Origin of the sequence: Ensifer sp. ENS11, from assembly GCF_014851895.1 — a bacterium.
In the GTDB taxonomy this organism is placed as follows: domain Bacteria; phylum Pseudomonadota; class Alphaproteobacteria; order Rhizobiales; family Rhizobiaceae; genus Ensifer; species Ensifer canadensis.
This window is the reverse complement of record NZ_JACVAN010000001.1, coordinates 425,615-446,126: the sequence shown is the minus strand read 5'-3', so window position 1 is coordinate 446,126 and position 20,512 is coordinate 425,615. Positions and strand designations below refer to the sequence as shown.

Genomic DNA, 20,512 nt, shown 5'->3' with positions numbered 1-20,512 from the left:
TAGCTTCAGACGCAGTAGAGCAGGGCCGCAACCAGGGCTGCGACCGGAGCAGGTTCATAAGCAGGCACTCGAACGTATCCGGGTCTTAAAGCGCGTCGCGATCTCTAAGATGCGCTTGTTGTGCTTTAAGTTCTTGTTTTTGCACATGTCGTTATCGCAAAACCGCTGCGCACTTTTGCGCGACATGCGTTAGTCCTTCACGGCACCCAGCGTCGACGTATTGTCGTCCTTCGGACGCTCGCCTTCCGGCTGCGCGCCCGTCGCCATGTAGTAGATCGTCTCGGCGATATTGGTGGCGTGGTCGCCGATACGCTCGATGTTCTTGGCACAGAAGAGAAGATGCGTGCAGGGCGTGATGTTGCGCGGATCTTCCATCATGTAGGTGAGCAGCTCGCGGAACAGCGAGGTGTAGATCGCGTCGATCTCCTCGTCGCGCTCGCGGATGCTGTTGGCCTTCTCCGGCGAGCGGGAAGCGTAGACGTCGAGGACTTCCTTGAGCTGCACCAGCGCAAGCTCTGCCAGGTGTTCGAGACCGCGCGCCAGCTTGCGCGGGATGCCGGAGCCGGCAACCGCGATGACACGCTTGGCGTTGTTCTTGCCGAGGTCGCCGACGCGCTCCAGATCGGACGCGATGCGGATCGATCCCATGATCTCGCGCAGGTCGGCAGCAACGGGCTGGCGCTTGGCGATGGTGACGATTGCCTTTTCGCCGATCTGGCGTTCGGCTTCATCGAGGATGGTGTCGTCGGAGATCACCTTCTGCGCCAAGGCGAGGTCAGAATTGACAAGCGCACGAACGGATTCGCCCACCATCTGCTCGGCAAGCCCGCCCATCTCGGAGATGCGGCGCGTGAGATATTTCAGTTCTTCGTCGTAGGCGGACATTATGTGCATGGACATAGTCTTCGATCCTTGCGGGCGCGTTCAGGAAACGGGGTGAAGAGGAGCTTCGGCCATCAACCGAACCGGCCCATGATGTAGTCCTGGGTACGCTGGTCATCCGGATTGGTGAACATCTTGTCGGTGTCGTTCTCCTCGACAAGATTGCCGAGGTGGAACATGGCAGTGCGCTGCGAAACACGCGCCGCCTGCTGCATCGAGTGGGTGACGATGACGATCGTGAAGTTGGTACGCAGCTCGTGGATCAGTTCCTCGACCTTGGCCGTCGCGATCGGATCGAGCGCCGAACAGGGCTCGTCCATCAGGATCACTTCAGGGCTGACGGCAACGGCGCGCGCGATGCACAGACGCTGCTGCTGGCCGCCCGAAAGACCGGTGCCCGGCTCCTGCAGGCGATCCTTCACCTCGTTCCACAAACCAGCCTTCTGCAGGCTGGTCTCGACGACTTCGTCGAACTCAGACTTGGTGCGGGCAAGCCCGTGGATGCGCGGGCCGTAGGCGACGTTGTCGTAGATCGACTTCGGGAACGGGTTCGGCTTCTGGAACACCATGCCGACGCGGGCTCGCAGTTCCACGACGTCGATCGTCGGGTCGTAGATGTCGTCTTCATCGAGCGTGATCTTGCCGGTGACGCGGCAGTTCTCGATGGTGTCGTTCATGCGGTTCAGCGTGCGCAGGAAGGTCGACTTGCCGCAGCCCGAAGGGCCGATCAGCGCTGTCACCGTGTTCTCGCGGATATTGAGATTGACGTCGAAAAGCGCACGCTTCTCGCCGTAGTAGACCGACACATCCTTGCCGATCATCTTGTAGGGCACGGTGTTCATTTTCTGATCCAAGGCTTTTTCGACTGCTGCTTCTGACATGATGTTCATAGTAATTACCTCACTACCAACGGCGCTCAAAGCGACGTCGCAACAGAATGGCGCCAAGGTTCATGACGACGAGGAAGATGAGAAGAATGATGATCGCGCCGGATGTGCGCTCGACGAAGGCGCGTTCCGCCTCGTTGGCCCACATGTAGATCTGCACCGGCAGCGCGGTCGACGGCTCCATCGGCGAGCCGGGATAATCGACGACGAAGGCGACCATGCCGATCAACAGCAGCGGCGCGGTTTCGCCAAGTGCATGGGCGAGACCGATGATCGTGCCGGTCAGGATGCCCGGCATCGCCAGCGGCAGGACGTGGTGGAAGATGGTCTGCATCTTCGACGCACCGAGACCGAGCGCTGCCGAGCGGATCGACGGCGGGACCGCCTTCAACGCTGCACGGGTGGCGATGATGATCGTCGGCAGGGTCATCAGCGTCAGCACCAGGCCGCCGACGAGGGCGGCCGAGCGCGGCATGCCGGCGAAGTTGATGAATACGGCCAACCCCAAGAGACCGTAGACGATCGACGGAACGGCGGCGAGATTGTTGATGTTGACCTCGATGAGATCGGTCAGCCGGTTCTTCGGCGCAAACTCTTCGAGATAGATCGAGGCGGCAACGCCGATCGGCAGCGACAGCACGAGCACGATCAGCATCATGAACAGCGAACCGAGGGCGGCAACGCCGACGCCTGCCGCTTCCGGACGGCTCGAGGCACCGAAGGTGAAGATGCCGGTGTTGAAGCTCTTCTTCAGGACGCCGGCGCTTGCAAGCTCGTTCATCCAGGTGACCTGCTGGTCCTTGACCTTGCGCTTGCTCTCATCGACCTTCAGGTCGATCTGCCCCTTGAAGGCGGAGTCGACATTGGCTTCGGCGAGCAGTGTCACCGGTATGGTCTTGCCGATAACCGACGGGTCGGCGACGACGATGTCGCGCAACAGCGTGCGGGAGCTTGCAGACACCATGTCGGTGGCCCGCTTGACCAGCGGACGATTGCTCGGATCGATGCCGAGCTGCTTGATCAGCGCATCGCGGACCAGCAGCGGATAGTTGGCCGCCACCAGCACCTTGCCGTCGGTCGCGCGCTCACCCTTGGGATCGATGACCTTTTCGGTGAATTCGATCGGCAGCGTGATCGTCGTCTGCTGGAACGCGGTGTAGCCGTTGGAGATCACCGTCCACAGCAGCAGAGCGAGGAAGAACAGGCCAAGACTGATGGCGCTGATGCCATAGGCACGGAACCGACGCTCGGCCGCGTAGCGACGCTTGATGCCGATATCACGCTTGGCGGATGCGGGGCGGACGGAGATCCGGACGGCCGGGGAAGCGATGTCGGTCATTCGTACTGTTCCCGATATTTGCGCACGATGTAGAGCGCGTAAATGTTGAGGCCGAGCGTGATAACGAAGAGCGTGATGCCGAGTGCGAAGGCAACCAGCGTCTGCGGCGAGGTGAACTCAAGGTCACCCGTCAGCTGGTTGACGATCTTCACCGTCACCGTGGTCATCGGCTCGAAAGGATTGATTTGCATGCGGGCCGCGACACCGGCGGCAAGCACCACGATCATCGTCTCGCCGACGGCACGCGAGGCGGTCAAAAGCAGAGCGCCGACAATGCCCGGAAGTGCTGCGGGAAGGATGACCTTCTTGACTGTCTCGGAGCGGGTGGCACCAAGGCCGAGCGAACCGTCGCGCAGGGCCCGCGGTACCTGGGTAATGATGTCATCGGAAAGCGAGGACACGAACGGGATCAGCATGATGCCCATGACGATGCCGGCGGTCACGACGCTCTGTGCCTGGATGAAGTTCTGATAATTGCCGGTGACGAGACCGTTCAGTTGGGCAGAGATATCGCGCAGGAATGGGCCGACGGTCACAAGTGCGAAGAAACCGTAGACGATGGTCGGGATGCCGGCGAGCACTTCGAGCAGGGGCTTTGCCGTCGAACGCAGTCGTGGGCTGGCATATTCCGCCATGTAGATGGCGGCAAACAGGCCGATCGGCACCGCAAACAGCATGGCGACGAAGGCGATGTAGAGCGTACCGGCGAGAAGCGGGATCAGGCCGAACTGGCCGGAGGAGCCACCGCTTCCGGCGGCAGCAAACCGGGGGTCCCAGACCGTGCCGAAGAAGAACTCGAAGGGTGAAACCATCGTGAAGAAGCGGCCGGCTTCCGACAGCATAGAGGCGATGATGCCGACCGTCGTCAGGATGGCGATCGAGGACGCTACGATCAGCGCGCCGAGCATGACGCGCTCGACCTGGTTGCGGGCGCGGAAGCGGGTGGCGATGTTGCGGATGGCATAAAAGCCGCCGGCAATCGCGATCAGCAGGACGACGGCGCTCATCAGCCAGCGATTGGTGGCGCTCATCGCGTTGAAATGCTGGGCGGCGGTGATCATGTAGGGTTCGCCCTCGCCGGCAAGAGCCACGCCCTTGGCCGCAAGCGTCGAGCGAAGATTGGCCGAACCGCTTTCAAGCGCCGAAACTTCTTCGGCCGTCAACCGCTTCAGGCCGCCGGCGACCGACTTGACCTGGCCAAGCGCCAGCTCGACCGTGGCGCCGCCCTGCGTCTGCACCGTCTCGGGCAAGGTCGCCCGGGTGCTGGAGTCGATATACATGGGCGCGGCGACGAGCCAGGCGCCGAGTACGAGCGCCGCTGGAAGGATCGCCCAGATGGCGACATAGCTGCCGTGATAGCCGGGTAAGGAATGCAGATTGGAGAGCTTGCCGCCAGCCTGTGCGAAGGAGCGCGCACGACCCCCAAAATAAGAAATAAAACCAATTACAACAATGAGCAAAAGAAGAAATGAAGTACTCATCGGCACGTCTCCGCGGCGTGACGCTCAATGCGCTGCCGGCAGTTCGGATGGAGGCATGCCCCGGCGCGAGACCATCGCGCCGGGGCTTGTCAGTATCAGAGCATGTTGCCGGCTGCGAAAGCCTTGCGAACTTCTTCGCGCTCGGCGTCCGGAGCAGCGACGAGGCCGTATTCTGCAAGCGGGCTTTCCGGGCCGATCATCTGATCGTCGAGGAAGAACTCAACATATTCCTTGAGGCCCGCGATAACGCCGAGATGTGCCTTCTTGACGTAGAAGTACAGCGGGCGGGAAACCGGGTATTCGCCGGAAGCGATCGTTTCGGTCGACGGAACGATGCCGTTGACGGTGGCGACCTTCAGCTTGTCGGCGTTGTTTTCGTAGAAGGACAGGCCGAATACGCCGATGCCGTTCTTGTTGGCAGCGATACGGGCCAGCGTTTCGGTGTAGTCGCCGTCGATGTCGACAGCCATGCCGTCCTTGCGGACTGCGACGCACTTGCTGTGCTGCTGCTTCTCATCGGCAACGGCGGCCTTGATGACGTCAATGGCGCCAGCTTCCTTGCAACCTGCGGCCAGGATCTTCTCTTCGAAGACTTCGCGCGTGCCGTGCTTTTCGCCCGGGATGAAGGCGGCGATGTCGGCGTCCGGCAGAGCGGAGTTGACTTCAGACCACTTCTTGTAAGGGTTGGCAACGAGCTTGCCGTCGACGACGATTTCGGCAGCCAGACCCTTGTAGAGATCAACGGGCTTCAGGGCGAGGTCGGCGTTGCCGGCGTCGGTTGCGAAGACGATGCCGTCATAACCGATCTGGATTTCCTGGATCTCGGTGACGCCGGCGGCCTTGCAGGCCTCGACTTCGCTGTCCTTGATCTTGCGGGAGGAGTTGGCGATGTCGATGGTATCAGGGCCAACGCCCTTGCAGAATTCCTTCAGGCCGGCCGAGGAGCCGCCGGATTCGACAACCGGGGTCTTGAAGTCCGGGAACGTTTCGCCGAACGTCTCGGCGACGATCTTTGCGTAGGGAAGAACGGTCGAGGAGCCGGCGACCTGAACCTGATCGCGCGCGGCAGCCACGCCGGCGAATGCGGCGGATGCGACAAGCGCCGCTACGGTGAGTTTAAGAGCTTTCATAAAAGTTCTCCCGGAATGGGCTGGTGTTGAGTGCGCCAAGCGTTGCAGCGCTCTTCGCCGTTTGATCGGCTGCCCCTAACTAGCCGCCGATAGCCACACCTTTTATGTCAGTTTCGCGAAACATTTATGACAGCTCATGTCATTGAAAATAATAATGAAAAATGAACACAGCGGCATTATCCCGCGCCAATATGTCAAAAGCGCACGGTAAACACCGTGCCCTTGCCCAACTCCGAGTGGATCAGGAGCCGCGCGCGGTGGCGGGTCAGGATGTGCTTGACGATCGCAAGGCCGAGACCGGTGCCCTTTTTCGAGCGGCTGGCCTCCACATTGACGCGATAGAACCGCTCGGTGATGCGCGGCACATGCTCGGCCGGAATGCCGGGGCCGTAGTCTCTGACCACGACCTCCGCCTGCCCGCCGTCGTCGCCGGAAAGCTCGACATCGACCCTCTTGCCTTCCTGGCCGTATTTGCAGGCATTCTCGATCAGGTTCTCGAAAACCTCGATCAGTTCGTCGCGATCCCCCTGAACGACCACAGGCGTCTCGGGCATTGTCAGCGTGATCGTCACGTCAAGATCGCCCGCAAGCGGAGCAAGACTGTCGCGGACATGGCCGAGCAGCGGCCGCAGATCGATCGTATCGTCTGGCGCGATGTGCGATTTCAGCTCCAGCCGCGACAGCGACAGGAGGTCGTCGACGAGGCGGCTCATGCGCGTCGCCTGCTCGTGCATGATGCCGAAGAACTTCTCCTGCGCCTTCGCGTCGTTGCGCGCCGGGCCTTGCATGGTTTCGATGAAGCCGCGCAGCGACGCCAGCGGCGTGCGCAACTCGTGGCTGGCGTTGGCGACGAAGTCAGAGCGCATGCGATCGATGCGGCGGGCCTGCGAAATATCGCGGTAGGTCAAGAGAAAGATCCGGCGCCATGGGCCATCGCCACCGATTTCGGCTGGCGCCACCCGGACCACATAGACGGCATCGGACGGCAGCCGCTCGGTGTGCTCGATCTGGTTGATCTTGCCGGTCGCGATCGTCTCGCGGACCATATCGAGAATGCCGGGCGAGCGAACGCGGGCGGCAAGATAGCTGTTGGGCGGGATGGTGCCGAAAGCCTTTTCGGCAGCGATGTTCTGGAAGACGACCGTTTCATCGACAGCCACCACCAGCACCGGCATATCGAGCGCGTTCAGGGCTGGGATCAGGGCGTCGCTGGCCGCGCCCGCAACCGCGGCCACCTTTGCCGCTTTTGCGGCCTTCGGTAGCACCGAAGGCGCGCTGCGGTTGAGCAGGGCTGCGGCAAGCACGATCCAGAACGGCAGCACGACGAGGAAATGAATGCCGGCGACGGTCGCAAGCGCGGCGAGCAGCGCCGTCAGGCCGAGGAGCCAACGTTCTGCCTTCAGTCGCGGCACGAGCATCCGCCAGAACGCCTTGGAACCGTCCAGCACGATATCCTCATGAATCACTTTGTCTTCCTCCCGACCCTAAATGGTCGAGAGATAGCGACCGTTCATGACATGATTTTCACGACGCGCTTGAATCCGCAATGCAATTGTGGCCTCCTCACAGGAAATCGCTCGGGCTGGAGGAAGACCAAATGGCGTCAACGCAGGCAGCAACGAAGACCGAAAGCCGGGCGGTAGAACTCGATATCGGCGGCAAGAAGCGGCTCTTCGACATCGACAATCCCGAATTGCCGAAGTGGATCGACGAGGCCGCGTTCTCCTCCGACGACTACCCCTACAAGAAGAAGCTCGACGACGATGAATACCTGAAGACGCTGGAAAAGCTGCAGATCGAACTGGTCAAGCTGCAACTCTGGCAGCAGGCAACCGGCAAGCGCATCATCGCCCTGTTCGAGGGCCGCGACGCGGCCGGCAAGGGCGGCGCGATCCATGCGACCAGCGGCAACCTGAACCCCCGCTGGGCGCGCGTCGTCGCGCTGACGAAGCCGACAGAAACCGAGCGTGGGCAATGGTACTTCCAGCGCTACATCGCGACGATGCCGACATCAGGCGAACTCGTTCTCTACGACCGCTCTTGGTACAACCGCGCCGGCGTCGAGCCGGTCATGGGCTTCTGCACGCCCGAGCAGCACGAGCAATTCCTGAAGCAGGTGCCGCGCTTTGAAAAGATGATCGTGCACGAAGACATTCAGTTCTTCAAATTCTGGATCAACATCGGCCGCGAGATGCAGCTCAAGCGCTTTCACGACCGCTGCCATGATCCTCTGAAAATCTGGAAGCTGTCGCCGATGGATATCGCCGCACTCAACAAATGGGACGATTATACCGATAAGCGCAACCAGATGCTGAAAGAGACCCATACGGACCAGGCGCCATGGACCGTGGTGCGTGGCAACGACAAGCGGCGCGCCCGTCTCAACCTCATTCGGCACATGCTTTCCAAGCTCGATTATGAGGGCAAGGACAAGGACGCCATCGGCGAGGTCGATGACAAGATCATCGGCTCGGGCCCCGGCTTCCTGAAATAGGCCCGCGGCCTGTCGCGCAAAAGTGCGCAGCGATTTTGCGACAACGACATGCGCAAGAAAAGACGCGCGGCGCTGTAAAGCGCAACAAGAGAACACTTGAGATCGGGACGCGCTTTAGCGTCAGCCGGCCGCCCGTCGGTCTATACCCACCTGCGTTGGGATTATTGACCCGGCAGGACGCGGATGGCGTAAAGGTTCATGCCCTTGCCGCCGCCGCTGATGTCGCTGTTGATGACGATCTGCCCGGCAGCACTCGGCGCAAGGCTGCGATCGAAGGTGACCTTGAACAGCATGTCGACCCGTTCGTCATGCAGGGTGAAACGGTGGCGACCGCACTCGCCCAGCGAAGAGAAGTTGCACTCCACCGCAAACTCGGTCGACTTGCCAGGTGCGGCCTGGACGGTCAACGCCAGTGTCGACGTCTTGCCTGAAAGCTCGGCCAGGATCGCGGCCGGGATCTCGATGGTCACGTCACCGTCGGCATCGGCATTCCCAGATGTCAGCAGGGCGCGCGGTCCGCCATCGTCGTTGACCTGTTCGGCGGTCGCCTGCGGGCCGGGCGTGATCGCGCCTGTCTTGCCGGGCGCATACACCTCGACCCAGTCGCCGGTGAAGCCTTCCTGGGCACCGAGGGTCTGCAGACCGGCGGCACCGTCGAAATCCTGCGATGCCACTGTTGCCGGCGGGTTGGCGACATTGGTATCGCGCGCGGCCGGCGACTGCAGCAGATTGTTGGTCTCGACCCACCAGACGGCAGCCACGACCGCGGCGGCAAGCGTCGCAACGACCATGGCGAGCGAAAGCAGACGCCCCCGCTTGCGTCGACGCTTGCGACCGTCCGTCGCGCGCGCTTCCGGCGCAACTGCGCCTCGGCCTTCATGCGACTGCCTGGCCGCGACCTCGCCGGCCGCTGCCGTCGAGACAACGGGGCCATCGCGGTCGGCGCGAAGGCTGCCAAGCCCACCGTCATTCGGCGCATCGCGCGGTGCCTGGCCGGCGAAAGCCGGCTCGCGGCGGCCGCTAGCGGGCGCGGACGGCTGCAGCTCGGGCCTGCTCGTTGCTGTATCGCGTGGCGTGACCGCGTCGTCGAGGCTGACCGAAGGGGTCGGCGCCGGGCGTGCCTTCAACGCCGCGCGCTCCTCGGTTTCGATCGCATGGATGACCGCTTCCAGCCGATGGCGCTGCTGGGCGACGACGTTCTGATCCTCGATTCCCTGCTTCTGCAGCCCGGTTTCCAGCGCCTGTCGCGCAGATTGATAGATGCGCGCCCGCGTTTCGGCGTTGGTTCTGTCGGAGCGCTCCAGCGCATTTCGGATTGCAGTTTCGAGTCCGCTCACGTCAAATCCTTCTGTGCACACCGGGCCTTACAGCGCCGCGCGTCAAATATGACGCGTAAAGGACGCTGTAACGCCTTAAATCTGCTGCATAATCCTATCCCTGAATCGGATCCGATTTAAAGGATTATGCAGTAGCCCCCGCCGGCGCTCGGCATTCGATCGGTGCCTTTTTCATCATCCGCAAGCTCTTATCGGTTAATTCCGGATGCACGCCGTTGGTTTTGTTAACAATTGCGTAACCGCTGCTTTCAAAATCCGCAAGTCCGACGCGCCGGCAGCCCCGGCAACGGCGGGGAAAACTGCTTCCGAACCGTCGCTTCGCTTCGAAAATCCGCATCTTTGCAAGCGCGCAACTTGCTGCTATCTATTTTGACGTTTACGCAAACGTCAAAAATTTCATGGGATGGAGAACTCGATGTCGCTGCCGCCAATTCTTTCCGGAACGACGAGACTGCCTGTTGTCGGCGCACCCTTGTTCATCGTCTCGCATCCCAAACTGACGATCGCGCAGTGCAAGGCAGGAGTGGTCGGGTCCTTCCCGGCATTGAACGCCCGCCCGCAATCGCAGCTCGACGAGTGGCTTGCCGAAATCACCGAAACGCTGGCCGACCACGACGCCAAGAACCCCGGCCGTCCGGCTGCCCCCTTTGCCGTCAACCAGATCGTCCACAAGTCCAACACCCGCCTCGAACAGGACCTGATGCTCTGCATCAAGTATAAGGTGCCGGTGGTGATATCATCGCTCGGTGCCGTGCCCGAGGTCAACGCCGCCATTCATTCCTACGGCGGCATCGTGCTGCACGACGTGATCAACAACCGCCACGCCAATTCGGCGATCCGCAAGGGCGCCGACGGCCTGATCGCCGTTGCAGCGGGCGCGGGCGGCCATGCGGGCACGCTCTCGCCTTTCGCCCTCGTCCAGGAAATCCGTTCCTGGTTCGACGGCCCCTTGCTTCTCTCCGGCGCGATCGCCAATGGCGGCGCCATCCTGGCAGCCCAGGCGATGGGCGCCGACATGGCCTATATCGGCTCGCCCTTCATCGCCACGCAAGAAGCGCGCGCCAGCGACGCCTACAAGCAGATGATCGTCGACAGCAATGCCGCCGACATCGTCTATTCCAACTACTTCACCGGCATTCACGGCAACTACCTGAAGCCATCGATCTTGGCGGCTGGCATGGACCCGGAAAGCCTGCCGGAAGCCGACCCGTCGAAGATGGACTTCGCCCAGGCCACCGAGGGCGCCAAGGCCTGGAAGGACATCTGGGGCTGCGGCCAGGGCATCGGCGCGGTCCGCGAGGTCACTTCGGTCGCGCATATGGTCGATCGGTGGGAGCGCGAATACGACGCCGCGCGCGCCCGCCTCGGGCTCCGCCCCGCCCCCACGATCGCCGCCAACAAGGAATTTTCAAGTTCTCGAAACTGATGGCTTGAAATCTTGGCGCTTTGCGTTTATCAGCGCCTCACACTTCGTTCCGCGGACTTTTCGCGGAACCGCCTCAGGGCCGCTTTAGCTCAGTTGGTAGAGCACATCATTCGTAATGATGGGGTCAGCAGTTCGAGTCTGCTAAGCGGCACCATTTTCCTTCAAAGAAATGAGCACTGTAGCGGGATGAAAGTCTGAAGCTGGCCGAAGGTCAGCTCGTCTTGCCACGCATGAGCGGCCGGCAAGAGGTCCATTTCGAGGAAGCCGATCGATGTCGCTTAAAGTCAGCCGTTTTCAAGTTCACGAGGATGCCGTCCAGGCCAATGTCTCCGGCCGGACCTGTTCCTTGTCGGCGCTGGAGATCGGCGGCGAGGTGTTTGTCGTGCTCACCTGGCTCGGAAACAAGGACGCGGGCCTGCGCCGTCCGGAATACGTGCTGCCGTTGGCGTCGATACCGCATCAATCGCGCGAACCGGATGCCGGCTCGCCCTATCGCTGGATCCTGACAGGGACGTTGCCAATGTCGCTGTTCGATGGCAGCGCATCGCGGCAGGTCCGCCGACAGCACGGCGTCAGCCCCGGCCCGGCGCTCAACCTGCCGCTACCCGGCGCCACATCCTGATCTGCAGTCAAACGACAGCCTACTGCATGTTTCCTTAAATCCTATTCGATTTAAGGACAAAAGACATGCAGCAATTCAAAGTGCTACAGCGACCTTTGCGCGTCTAATAAGACGCGCGGCGCTGTCGACCGCTCGCTCACGCCGCCGGCTGGCGATCGGCCCCTTCCGGCGCTGGCACACGCCATGTCGCGCGAATGCCGCGACCACGGCAAGGCCCGCCAGAATCGCGGCTGCGGCCGGAAGCACAGATGGCGAGGCCGCTTCGACAAGCAGACCGCCGATGCCCGTGCCCAGCCCGACGCCGACATGCATCGCCGACAGGTTGAGACCGATGCCGGCTTCCGCCGTCTCGGGGCTCTGGCTGATCAGAAAGCTCTGCACCACGGGCGAAATCATCCAGCTGATGCAGCCCCACAGCATCATCACCACTAGGAACAGCAGGCGCATCTCGGACATGAAGGGTACGGCGATCAGCGCAAGCAGGTAGGCGAGCGGCGTCAACCGGATCGCCAGCCGCGGCGGAACGGCATCGCTGAACCGGCCGCCGAGATATCCACCGCAGACGCCGGCCACGCCGAAGGCGAAAAAGGCTGTGACGACCTCATCGCCCCGCATCCCGACGATCTCGGCCAGATAGGGTGCGAGATAGGCGAACAGGATGAAGTGACCGCCGATCATCAGCACCGACACGAGCTGCGCGCAGACGCAGGGTAGCGAGCGCAGATGGCCGGCATAGGAGCCACCGTGCGCCGGCTTCGACCGACCGCCCCCCGGTACGAACCAGCCACATGCCAACATCACGCAGGCCGCAAACAGCTCAAGGCCGATAAAGACGCTGCGCTCGCGGCCGCCATGCCGATGCGGGCGGCAACCAGGACGCCGTAATTCGGGCTGGCAGCGGCCACGACGTTGCTTGTGATGAAGAGCCCCAGCGTCACTAAAAGCAGGGTCCTGCGCTCCAGGCGCGCCGTCAGCATGAGGGCTGCCGGCGCCGCCAACGCGAATGTCACGGAGAAGACCGACGTCAGCTGCCCGGCGAGGCCGATCGAGACGCCGAGCCCTGACGCCACATCGGGCAGGATGCCGATGACGAGATTTTCCGCCGTGCCGGTGGCGAAGGTCGCCAATGCGAGGAGAAGAAGGGGGATGTTCATGTTGCCTTTCCCGATCGGTGGACGCCACGATCGGAAAAGGTCTTCCCGGTGTGGCGACTGGTTGCACACCGGGTTTCGAGGCAGAGCTTCGGTTATCCCTTTGACCGCGCTCCTAGCACGGATCGGCGCCTGCGAGAAGCGCCAAGGTCCGCCGGCTGGGCCGCCGCCTAAGCAGCCGCTATCTGCACAGCGCCACCATAACGCGAGAACCCGGGAAGTACCCGCTTGCATCCGCCGGCCCGGAATGCTGTCATCGCGCCGTCGCGAAAGCACAGTCTGATGCGGCTCGTTTTGTTTCTGCGTGGGGCGCCGATGATTGAGAATGCGCGTATTAAGATCTCGACGGCGCGGATGCCGGCAATGATGACGATCATCCTCCCCGTTGTCCTCTCGCTGGGGCTTGCCGGGTGCGGTGGCAAGCCCAAGGGCGTGATGACGCCGGTCGCCCTGACGGCACAAACACCGAAAACCTCACAGGTGGACATGCTGGTCGCAACGACCCGGCAGCCTTCCGGCGATCCTGCGACTCTGTTTTCAGGCGAAAGAGACGTCAACACCTTCATGACCGATGTTTCGGTATCGATCCCTCCGGATTCGGTGCGCAAGCCCGGCACCGTGCAATGGCCGCGCAAGCTGCCGCCCAATCCGGCGACCGACTTTGCGGTAACGCGGGTGCGGGAACTCGACACACTTGCCGACGGCAAGGCCTGGTTCAGGCAGCACAGTGTCGGCGGCCACACCTTCGTTTTCGTTCACGGCTTCAACAACCGCTACGAGGATTCCGTCTTCCGGCTTGCGCAGATCATCCATGATTCCGGCGCCCAGACAACGCCGATCCTGTTCACCTGGCCGTCGCGCGCCAATGTGTTCGAATACAATTACGACAAGGAAAGCACGAACTACTCGCGCACCGCACTCGAGGATACGCTGCGCATCCTCGCCGACGCGCCTGATGTCAAGGACATCACCATCCTGGCCCATTCCGTGGGCACCTGGCTGACGATGGAATCGCTCAGGCAGATGGGTATTCGCGACGGCAACGTCCCCTCGAAGATCCAGAACGTGATCCTAGCCTCTCCCGATATCGACCTCGACGTCTTTGCCAAGCAATGGGTGGAGATGGGCAAGAAGAAACCGAAGTTCACGATCTTCGTCTCGCAGGACGACCGTGCGCTCGCGCTTTCGAGTTTCATTTCCGGTGACGTTTCTAGGCTCGGCGCCATCGACCCATCGAAGGAACCCTATCGCACGGACCTGGAGAAATCCGGCATCACCGCCATCGACCTGACCAAGGTTGAGACCGATGACGGGCTGCATCACGGCAAGTTCGCCGAAAGCCCGGAGATCGTGCAATTGATCGGCCAGCGGCTGATCAAGGGCCAGACTCTGACCGATTCCAACATTTCGGTCGGCACGGGCATTGCGGCCGTCGTCGCCGGCACAGCCAGAGGCGTCGGCAACGTCGCTGCGACAACGCTGTCCGCGCCGGTCAGCATCATCGAGAATCCACGCCCGACGAAAAAGCGGCAGGTGGTCGGCGACACGCTGTCCGAAGACCAACCGAAGCCGCTGGTGATCAACTGAGTGGACGTTTCGAGGGCCGACCGGAAAAACCGGTCGGCCTCAGTCGTCGTCGCCGACGAAGCGGTAACCGACACCAGGCTCGGTGCGGATAATCTTCGGGTCGGCCGGATCGCGCTCGATCTTGCCGCGCAACTGGCCGATGAAGACGCGCAGATAATGCAGGTCCTCTCCATGCGCCGCGCCCCAGACCGAGGTCAGCAGCGTCTTGTGGGTGACGACGCGTCCGGCATGGTGCGCCAGCATGACGAGCAGATCATACTCCTTCGGCGTCAGACGCACCGGCTCGCCGTCGCGCGTCACCAGCCGCTTGATCGTATCGATCGCCACGCCATCGGCCGAGAGCTGGGTGTGGCCGCCCTCCATCTGGATGCGGTGGCGAAGCGCTGCCCGGATGCGCGCCGTCAGCTCGCCGATGCCGAAAGGTTTTTCGATATAGTCGTCGGCGCCGAGATCGAGGGCAGCGATCTTTTCGCTCTCGCGGTCGCGAGCCGACAGGATGATGATCGGCACCTGCGACCAGGCGCGGATGTTGGCGATCACATCCTTGCCGTCCATGTCGGGCAGGCCGAGATCGAGAATCACCACATCGGGCGCGGTGGTCGCCGCCGCCTTCAGCGCCTCGGTGCCCGTCAGCGCCTCAAGCACGTCATAGCCAGCGGCACTCAACGCCGGTCGCAGAAAACGCTGGATCTGGGGTTCGTCGTCGACAACGAGGATGCGCTCCACGCTCATGCACGGTCCTTTTCAGAAATTTCTGCTTCGGCGGCGGGAAAACGCATGGAAATGCGCGTTCCGCGACGCCTCAAAGCCGGGCTCTCAGCCTTGATGCGGCCGCCCATGGCCTCGACGAAGCCTTTGGCGATCGACAGTCCGAGGCCGGTGCCCGGCGTGCGGCCATCCACCTTGCCCCGCCGGAAGAATTTTTCGAATACGTGTTCGAGATCACCGTGAGCAATCCCCTTGCCGAGATCGGTGACCGACAGCACAATCTCGTTGCCGTCCCGCCTGGCATAGATGCTGACCGGCTCCTCGCCGCCGTATTTGTTGGCGTTGTCGAGCAGGTTGAAGAGCACCTGGCCGAGAAGCACGCTGTCGCCGCGCATCAACGGTAGTTCGGGCGCGATGCTGGTTTCGATCTCACGGTCCGGAAAATACTTACGCGCCCGATCGACGGCTGCCCGCACGGCGTCGGCGACATCCACCCAGTCGCGCTTGGCATTGACTGTCCCCGCTTCGATGCGGGTCATGTCCAAGAGGTTGGCGACGAAACGCGTCAACCGTGCGCCCTCCTCCTCGATCGATTGCAGCAGGTCGTCGCGGCTTTCCGGCGGCATGCGGTCGCCCAGCTGGCGCAGGCTGGTGACGGCGCCGGTGATGGTGGCAAGCGGCGTGCGCAGATCGTGCGAGATCGATGACAGCAAGGCAGCGCGAAACCGCTCGCCCTCCAGCTTGGCGGCGTGATCGAGGCTCTCGCGCGAAAGGCGCGCCCGGTCGATGGCGATCGCCGTCTGGTCGAGGATGGCGGCGAGCGCCCGCTCTTCGTTGATCTCCAGCGGCTTGCCGGCCTGGGCGAAACCGCAGACGCCGACGACGCCATGCGGGCTGGTCAACGGTCGGAAATGGAAGGGGCTGTTCGGCAGCGTACCGGTGCCGTTGCCGGCCGCCTCCTGCTTGTCCATCGCCCAGCGCGCTGCCATGGTATCGGTGACATCGAGCTCGGTGTCCGGAGGCCACGCGGCCTTGAGCTGCAGATCGCCCTCCTCCGGCAACAGCAGCGCGACATTGCGCTTCAGCGTCGTCTGCATCTGGGTCACCGCCGCCCAGAGCACATCGTCGACATTGGCGGTACCCGAGAGCTTGCGGGAGAAATCGTAGAGCGCCTGCGTCGCCGCGGCACGGCGTCGCGCTGATTTCGCCTGTTCGCGCACCCGGGAGGCCAGACTACCGGCAAGCGCAGCCGCGACCAGGAAAATGAACAGCGCGAAGACTTCGTGCGGTTCGGCGACCGTGAAGGTGCCGACCGGATCGATGAAGAAGAAGTTGTAGGCAAGAACCGAAAACAGGGCAGCCGCGATCGCCGCGACGTGGCCGGCATAGGTCGCCGACGCCAGCACCGCCAGCAGGAACAGCAGCGATATATTCGGCAGGATGATGAAGCGCTCGATCAGGACGCCAAGTGCAGTCGCCGCCGCCACGGTGACGGCCGCGATCGCGAGCGCCCGCCCGAAGCCCTCCGGCATTTGCCGCTTGACGCTCAGGCGACTTTTCGGACGCGGCTGCTCCTTGTCGGTAACCAGATGAATGCCGACGCCGGTGATGCGTTCGGCCAGCGCGTCGGGAAGCGATTGCCGGAACAGCCGTAGCGGGAACCGCTGGCGCCTGATGCCGATGACTATCTGCGTCGCATGCTCGCGACGGGCGAGCTTGAGGATCTCCTCGACGAAATCGTTGCCGACGATGCGGCGGGTTTCGGCGCCGAGCTGTTCGGCCAGGCGAAAAGTCTCGTCAAGCCGTCGCGCCGCTTCGCCATCGCCGCTTTCGCGGTCGGCCCGCTCGATGAAGACGACGATCCATGGCGCATTCAGCCCCGAGGCCAGGCGGCTGGCGGTGCGCACGACCTTTTCCGACAGCGGGTCGGGCCCGATGCACACCAGCAGACGTTCGCCGCTCGCCCAGGGGCCTTCGATGGCGTTCTGCTTGAGATAGTCGACCATCTGGTCGTCGACGCGGTCGGCCGTCCGCCGCAGCGCCAGCTCGCGTAGCGCCGTCAGATTGCCGAGGCGGAAGAAGCGCTCGATCGCGCGCTTGGCGCTGTCAGGCAGATAGACCTTGCCTTGGTTCAGCCGCTCGATCAGTTCGGCCGGCGGCAGGTCGACGAGCAGCACGTCATCGGCACGGCTGAGAACCGTGTCGGGCACCCGCTCGCGCACCGGAACGCCGGTGATCTGGGCAACGACATCGGACAGGCTTTCCAGATGCTGGATGTTGAGTGCCGTCCAGACGTCGATGCCGGCGGCAATCAACTCTTCGACATCCTGGTAGCGCTTCGGATGGCGGCTGTCCTCGGGGTTGCTGTGCGCCAGTTCGTCGACGACGATGATCCGCGGACGGCGGGCGAGCGCCGCGTCGAGATCGAATTCGGAAAGCACACGGCCGCGATGGTTGACATCGCGGCGCGGCAGTATCTCCAGCCCTTCGACGAGCGCGGCGGTCTCGCCGCGCCCGTGGGTTTCCACCAGACCGATGACGATGTCGACGCCATCGGCCTTCAACCGACGCGCCCGCGTCAGCATCGTGTAGGTCTTGCCGACGCCGGGGGCTGCGCCGAGAAAAACCGTGAGCTTCCCCTTTCGCCCCTGCCCGGCCAGCGCCAGCAGTGCGTCCGGGTCCGGACGGCTTTTCGATTCGCGGTCGGTTTCAGGCATTCAGGGTCTCTGGCAGCGTCTCTGGCCGCATCTCAGGCTTCACACTCAGCTTCTCCGGGCATCCAGAGCGAGGTTGAGTTCTAGCACATTGACGCGCGGCTCGCCTATGATCCCGAGCAGACGACCTTCCGTCGCCTGTTCGACCAGGCTCGCCACGTCGGCTTCCGCAAACCCGCGGGCCTTGGCAACACGGGACACCTGCTCGCGGGCGAAAGCCGGCGAAATATGCGGATCGAGGCCGGAGCCGGACGCGGTGCCGCCATCGGCGGCGATCTCGCCTGTTATACCGCTGGCGCGCAGCTTCTCGACGTCGGCGGCAACCCGGTCCTTCAGTTTGACCGAGGTCGGGCCGAGGTTGGATCCGGTCGAGCCGCCGGCGTTGTAGGCTTCGGGCCCGGTCGCGGAGGGGCGCGGCCAGAAATATTTGTCGGCGGTGAAGTTCTGCCCGATCAGATCGGAGCCGACGATCGCGCCATCGATGCGGATCAGGCTGCCATTGGCCTGCGCCGGCATCAATGCCTGGGCAACGCCGGTGATCGCGAAGGGATATGCAAGGCCGGTGATCGCAGTCAGCAACAAGGCCATGACGATTGCGGGACGAAGTTGGTTCAACATGATTACACCAGATTGAGAGCAGAGACGACGACGTCGACGAGCTTGATGCCGGCAAAGGGCAGCAGGAGGCCGCCGAGGCCATAGACCAGCAGGTTGCGGCGCAGGAGTGCTGCGGCGCCGACCGGGCGATACTTGACGCCCTTCAGCGCCAGCGGGATGAGCGCGACGATGATCAAGGCATTGAAGATGACCGCTGACAGGATTGCCGATTGCGGTGACGACAGCCCCATGATGTTGAGCGCGGCCAGCGCCGGATAGGTGGTGATGAACAGCGCCGGGATGATGGCGAAGTATTTTGCCACGTCGTTGGCGACCGAGAAGGTCGTCAGCGAGCCGCGCGTCATCAACAGTTGCTTGCCGATCTCGACGATCTCGATGAGCTTTGTCGGGCTGGAATCGAGATCGACCATGTTGGCCGCCTCGCGCGCCGCCTGCGTGCCGGTCTGCATCGCCACGCCGACATCGGCCTGGGCCAGCGCCGGCGCGTCGTTGGTGCCGTCGCCGCACATGGCAATCAATCGGCCGCCCTGCTGTTCCTTGCGGATATAGCCGAGCTTGTCTTCCGGTGTCGCTTCGGCGAGGAAATCGTCGACGCCGGCTTCCGAGGCGATTGCCGCTGCCGTTACCGGGTTATCGCCGGTCACCATCACGGTGCGTATCCCCATGGCACGCAGTGCCGCGAAGCGCTCCTTGATGCCAGGCTTGACCACGTCCTTGAGGTGGATGACGCCGAGCAGGCGATTGCCGTCCGCAACGGCAAGCGGCGTGCCGCCGGTGCGCGCGACCTGGTCGACGGCACGGCGGAATTCGGCCGGCACGTTCTCGTCGCGAACGCCTGCAAACTTCAGGATCGAATCCACGGCGCCCTTGCGCAGCCGGCGTCCGCCGAAATCGACGCCCGACAGTCTCGTTTCGGCGGCAAAGGGCACGACGGCATCAATTGCCAAGGCACCTGTTTGAACCGAGCCGCCACCGACAGCCAGAGCCACAACCTCGCGGCTCGTCTGCTTGTCGGAAGCTGGCAGCGATACGGCTGGCGTCTGACGACCGAATTCGCCGGTCGCAAGGGCGGCAATCGAGCGGCCCTCGGGGGTCTCATCGGCAAGGCTTGCCAGCAGCGCGGCATCGGCAAGCTCGGCATCCGTCACGCCGGGGACCGGCATGAAGTTGGCGGCCATGCGGTTGCCGAAGGTGATCGTGCCTGTCTTGTCGAGCAGCAGCGTATCGACGTCGCCAGCCGCCTCGACGGCGCGGCCGGATGTGGCGATGACGTTGAACCGCACCAGCCGGTCCATACCGGCGATGCCGATGGCCGACAGCAGGCCGCCGATGGTGGTCGGGATCAGCGTGACGAGCAGGGCTGCAAGAACCGTGACCGACAGAACCGTGCCGGAGTAGCCGGCAAGACCCCAGAGTGTCACGACGGCGACCAGGAAGACCAGCGTCAGGCCCGAGAGCAGGATAGAGAGCGCGATCTCGTTCGGGGTCTTCTGGCGCTGCGCGCCTTCGATGAGCGCGATCATGCGGTCGACGAAGGTGTCGCCGGGCGCCGTGCCGATGCGCATCTTGATCCAGTCGGACAGCACCTGCGTGCCGCCGGTGACGGCGGAGCGGTCGCCGCCGGACTCACGGATGACGGGTGCGGATTCGCCGGTGATGGCGCTTTCGTTGACCGAGGCGACACCCTCGACGACGTCGCCGTCGCCGGGGATCAGTTCCCCGGCTTCGACCAGCACGAGATCGCCGACCTTCAGCGATGTCGCCGGAATGGTCTGCGTTTCCCTGCCTTCGGCCGAGACAAGCTTGCGGGCCGTCAGTTCGGACTTGGTGCGGCGCAGGCTGTCGGCCTGCGCCTTGCCGCGTCCTTCGGCGACCGCTTCGGCGAAGGTGGCAAACAGCACCGTGAACCACAGCCAGGCGGCAATCTGGCCCGAAAACAGCGGCGTGCCGGTTCCAGTCGCAAGATCGCGAATGAAGAAGACCGTGACCATGGCTGCCACCACCTCGGTGACGAAGATCACCGGGTTGCGGACAAGCTGGCGCGGGTCGAGCTTGGTGAATGCGGCCTTGAAGGCCGGTAGCAGGATCGCCGGGTCGAGAAGGCTTGGGGCGACGGGTTTCGAAGACATTGTCTGT

Annotated in this window: 17 protein-coding genes and 1 tRNA gene; 5 read left to right on the top strand and 13 right to left on the bottom strand. The window is 63.1% G+C overall.

From position 1 onward, the window contains the following. Nucleotides 1–189 precede the first annotated feature (189 nt). From phoU to phoR, 6 genes are all read right to left on the bottom strand, one after another. Entirely contained in the window at nucleotides 190–900 is a 711-nt protein-coding gene (gene phoU, locus IB264_RS02205) for a phosphate signaling complex protein PhoU (protein ID WP_025425799.1), read from the bottom strand. Between the two features lie 56 nt (nucleotides 901–956). Beyond that, nucleotides 957–1,772, bottom strand: a complete 816-nt coding sequence (gene pstB / locus IB264_RS02200) for a phosphate ABC transporter ATP-binding protein PstB (protein ID WP_025425798.1) — start codon at nucleotides 1,770–1,772, stop codon at nucleotides 957–959. Between the two features lie 13 nt (nucleotides 1,773–1,785). Next, a complete protein-coding gene (gene pstA, locus IB264_RS02195; RefSeq protein ID WP_025425797.1) occupies nucleotides 1,786–3,108 on the bottom strand; it encodes a phosphate ABC transporter permease PstA in 1,323 nt (440 codons plus the stop codon). Continuing rightward, on the bottom strand, nucleotides 3,105–4,589 hold the full coding sequence (gene pstC / locus IB264_RS02190) for a phosphate ABC transporter permease subunit PstC (protein WP_025425796.1): 1,485 nt from the start codon (nucleotides 4,587–4,589) through the stop codon (nucleotides 3,105–3,107). Before pstC ends, pstA begins: the two co-directional genes overlap by 4 nt. A gap of 95 nt (nucleotides 4,590–4,684) precedes the next feature. Further along, a complete protein-coding gene (locus IB264_RS02185) occupies nucleotides 4,685–5,719 on the bottom strand; it encodes a substrate-binding domain-containing protein (RefSeq protein WP_025425795.1) in 1,035 nt (344 codons plus the stop codon). 194 nt (nucleotides 5,720–5,913) lie between these two features. After that, complete coding sequence (phoR, locus tag IB264_RS02180) at nucleotides 5,914–7,185, bottom strand: phosphate regulon sensor histidine kinase PhoR (protein WP_025425794.1); 1,272 nt, start codon at nucleotides 7,183–7,185, stop codon at nucleotides 5,914–5,916. Nucleotides 7,186–7,316: 131 nt separating this feature from the next. Between phoR and ppk2 the strand changes: the two genes are divergently transcribed. Continuing rightward, on the top strand, nucleotides 7,317–8,213 hold the full coding sequence (ppk2, locus tag IB264_RS02175; RefSeq protein WP_025425793.1) for a polyphosphate kinase 2: 897 nt from the start codon (nucleotides 7,317–7,319) through the stop codon (nucleotides 8,211–8,213). A 161-nt stretch (nucleotides 8,214–8,374) separates the two neighbouring features. Here the strand turns inward: ppk2 and IB264_RS02170 are convergent, their stop codons facing one another. After that, a complete protein-coding gene (locus IB264_RS02170; protein ID WP_025425792.1) occupies nucleotides 8,375–9,550 on the bottom strand; it encodes a hypothetical protein in 1,176 nt (391 codons plus the stop codon). 415 nt (nucleotides 9,551–9,965) lie between these two features. On the opposite strand from IB264_RS02170, the gene IB264_RS02165 reads away from it, so the two are divergent. The 3 genes from IB264_RS02165 (at nucleotide 9,966) to IB264_RS02155 (ending at nucleotide 11,598) form a co-directional block, all read left to right on the top strand. Then, nucleotides 9,966–10,976 carry a nitronate monooxygenase family protein gene (locus IB264_RS02165; RefSeq protein WP_025425791.1) on the top strand — a complete coding sequence of 337 codons (1,011 nt, stop codon included), beginning with the start codon at nucleotides 9,966–9,968 and terminating at the stop codon, nucleotides 10,974–10,976. A 78-nt stretch (nucleotides 10,977–11,054) separates the two neighbouring features. Beyond that, a tRNA-Thr gene (locus IB264_RS02160) sits at nucleotides 11,055–11,130 on the top strand. A 117-nt stretch (nucleotides 11,131–11,247) separates the two neighbouring features. Further along, the gene (locus tag IB264_RS02155; RefSeq protein ID WP_025425790.1) at nucleotides 11,248–11,598 is read left to right on the top strand and encodes a hypothetical protein; all 351 of its coding nucleotides are present in this window, start codon (nucleotides 11,248–11,250) and stop codon (nucleotides 11,596–11,598) included. Nucleotides 11,599–11,673: 75 nt separating this feature from the next. Here the strand turns inward: IB264_RS02155 and IB264_RS34540 are convergent, their stop codons facing one another. Beyond that, nucleotides 11,674–12,396 carry an MFS transporter gene (locus tag IB264_RS34540; RefSeq protein ID WP_051509152.1) on the bottom strand — a complete coding sequence of 241 codons (723 nt, stop codon included), beginning with the start codon at nucleotides 12,394–12,396 and terminating at the stop codon, nucleotides 11,674–11,676. Then, nucleotides 12,396–12,752: an MFS transporter gene (locus tag IB264_RS34535; RefSeq protein WP_051509151.1), complete on the bottom strand. Its 357-nt coding sequence runs from the start codon at nucleotides 12,750–12,752 to the stop codon at nucleotides 12,396–12,398. The genes IB264_RS34540 and IB264_RS34535 overlap by 1 nt, the downstream gene beginning before the upstream one ends. Before the next feature lie 360 nt (nucleotides 12,753–13,112). Here IB264_RS34535 and IB264_RS02145 point away from each other — a divergent pair, with 360 nt between their 5' ends. Further along, entirely contained in the window at nucleotides 13,113–14,336 is a 1,224-nt protein-coding gene (locus tag IB264_RS02145) for an alpha/beta hydrolase (RefSeq protein ID WP_225906200.1), read from the top strand. Between the two features lie 39 nt (nucleotides 14,337–14,375). Here the strand turns inward: IB264_RS02145 and IB264_RS02140 are convergent, their stop codons facing one another. The 4 genes from IB264_RS02140 to kdpB are packed head-to-tail and all read right to left on the bottom strand — an operon-like array spanning nucleotide 14,376 to nucleotide 20,505. After that, nucleotides 14,376–15,068 carry a response regulator gene (locus IB264_RS02140; protein WP_025425788.1) on the bottom strand — a complete coding sequence of 231 codons (693 nt, stop codon included), beginning with the start codon at nucleotides 15,066–15,068 and terminating at the stop codon, nucleotides 14,376–14,378. Continuing rightward, entirely contained in the window at nucleotides 15,065–17,761 is a 2,697-nt protein-coding gene (locus tag IB264_RS02135; protein WP_025425787.1) for a sensor histidine kinase KdpD, read from the bottom strand. The genes IB264_RS02140 and IB264_RS02135 overlap by 4 nt, the downstream gene beginning before the upstream one ends. Nucleotides 17,762–17,806: 45 nt before the next feature. Then, a complete protein-coding gene (kdpC, locus tag IB264_RS02130; RefSeq protein ID WP_025425786.1) occupies nucleotides 17,807–18,376 on the bottom strand; it encodes a potassium-transporting ATPase subunit KdpC in 570 nt (189 codons plus the stop codon). A gap of 2 nt (nucleotides 18,377–18,378) precedes the next feature. Beyond that, the gene (gene kdpB / locus IB264_RS02125) at nucleotides 18,379–20,505 is read right to left on the bottom strand and encodes a potassium-transporting ATPase subunit KdpB (RefSeq protein WP_025425785.1); all 2,127 of its coding nucleotides are present in this window, start codon (nucleotides 20,503–20,505) and stop codon (nucleotides 18,379–18,381) included. Nucleotides 20,506–20,512 lie beyond the last annotated feature (7 nt).